Genomic DNA, 1,926 nt, shown 5'->3' on the forward strand with positions numbered 1-1,926 from the left:
CCGGCGACGAACGGCCGCCCCCCGACGCTGCCGAGCGTGGTGACCCGGTCGCCCACGCGGGTGGACCCCGGCTGGACGAGGGTGAGGGTGAGGTCGCGGGGCCCGCGCGGGGGCAGCCCGGGCACCGGGTGCGACGAGACCCACCCGAGCGTGCGGTGCTTGCCGACCCGGACCCCGACGGTCACGTCCCGACCTCCGAGTACCAGCACGTCGGAGGTCCACGGCGCCACCGAGACCACTCGACCGACCAGCCCGTCGACGCAGATGACGGTGAGGTCCGTGGTGACGCCGTCCCGCGAGCCCACGTCGATCGTGACCCGGCGCATCCGCTCGGGCGTGCCGACTGCCGAGGACGCGACGACGCGGGCCGGCACGAGCGACCGGCCGCGTGCCGGCGGCGACCGGAGGAGGTCGGTCAGTCCCCGGCCGTCGTGGACCTGAGCGCGGGTCTCCTGCAGCTCTCGTCGCAGCGCATCCCGCTCCTGGGTGAGCCGCGTGACCTCGGGAGCGGGGTCGGCGCTGAGCGCGCGCTGCACCGGGCCGACCACCGTGGCGGCGGCCTCGCGCAACGGCGCCGTGACCGCCGGGCGGGACACGTCGACCCCCAGCACGACCACGGTCAGCGCGACCAGCGCCACCACGACCCTCCCGCGAGGAATCATCGTGAGGTTCCGGCGGCACGAGGCACGAGTTCGGCATGGGGCTGGGGCATCGGTGGCACGTTCAGAACTGGCGGTTGCCGACGAGGACGCGCTCGAGGGAGCCGAACTCCTCCACGCAACGGCCGGAGCCACGCACCACGGCCCGCAGCGGGTCGTCGGCCACGCGGACGGGCACACCGAGCTCATGGCGGAGCCGCTCGTCGAGGCCGCGCAGCAGGGCTCCCCCACCGGTCAGGACGATGCCCGAGTCGATGACGTCGCCCGACAGCTCCGGCGGGCAGACGTCGAGCGTGGCGCGGACCAACTCGACGATCTGCAGCACGGGCGCCTCGATGGCTCGACGCAGCTCGACCGAAGAGACCGTGACCGTCTTGGGCAGGCCGGTGGTCAGGTCGCGGCCTCGCACCCTGGTGCTCAGCTCCTCCGTCATCGGGAACGCCGACCCGACGGAGACCTTGATGTCCTCGGCGCTGCGCTCGCCGAGCAGCAGCGAGTACTCGCTCTTGACGTGGGCGATGATCGCCTCGTCGATCTCGTCGCCGCCGAGCCGGATCGAGCGGGCGTTGACGATGCCGCCCAGACTGATCATCGCGACATCCGTGGTGCCGCCGCCGATGTCGACGACCGTGCTCGCGGCAGTCTGGTTGACCGGCAGGTCGGCACCGATGGCGGCCGCCATCGGCTCCTCGATGACGTAGACGCGTCGCGCGCCGGAACGGGTCGCGGCGTCCTCGAGGGCGCGGCGCTCGACCCCGGTCACCTCGCTCGGCACGCAGACCACCATCCGCGGCCGCACCAGCCGGGAGGGGCGCACCTGGTCGACGAAGTAGCGCAGCATCCGCTCGGTGACGTCGGCGTCCGAGATGACGCCGTCCTGCAGCGGCCGGATGGCATGGACGTGGGCGGGCGTGCGGCCGAGCATCTCGCGAGCCTTGTGCCCGGCGGCGATGAGCCGGCCCGAACCGACCTCGATGGCGACCACGGACGGCTCGTCGAGCACCACGCCCCGTCCCTGTTGGTAGACGAGGGTGTTGGCGGTGCCGAGATCGACGGCCAGGTCACGCCCCAGCACCGGCCAGCCCCGCAGTCTCGTCACGCCCGCGATGCTACCCGGGACAGCGAGCCCCTCGGGGGTGGCGTTTCGCCCGTCGACACGTCATCCACGAGGCGCCCACGAGGGCCTCCGCCGCGACGGTGGCGCCCGGCCCGGGACGGTGGGGTCAGCGGGCCAGCGCGTAGGCGTCCGGCTCGTCCGCCGGCAGCG

General features: G+C 73.8%; 2 protein-coding genes. Both read right to left on the reverse strand.

The genetic code is table 11. The features are described 5' to 3' along the window. A partial coding sequence (gene mreC / locus FRW57_RS21095) for a rod shape-determining protein MreC (protein ID WP_162529456.1) occupies nucleotides 1–641 on the reverse strand: 641 nt, incomplete at its 3' end. Between the two features lie 82 nt (nucleotides 642–723). Then, a complete protein-coding gene (gene mreB, locus FRW57_RS21100) occupies nucleotides 724–1,758 on the reverse strand; it encodes a rod shape-determining protein (RefSeq protein WP_420853277.1) in 1,035 nt (344 codons plus the stop codon). Nucleotides 1,759–1,926: the final 168 nt, after the last annotated feature.

It is taken from the genome of Segeticoccus rhizosphaerae (assembly GCF_009192725.1).
In the GTDB taxonomy this organism is placed as follows: Bacteria; Actinomycetota; Actinomycetes; order Actinomycetales; family Dermatophilaceae; genus Segeticoccus; species Segeticoccus rhizosphaerae.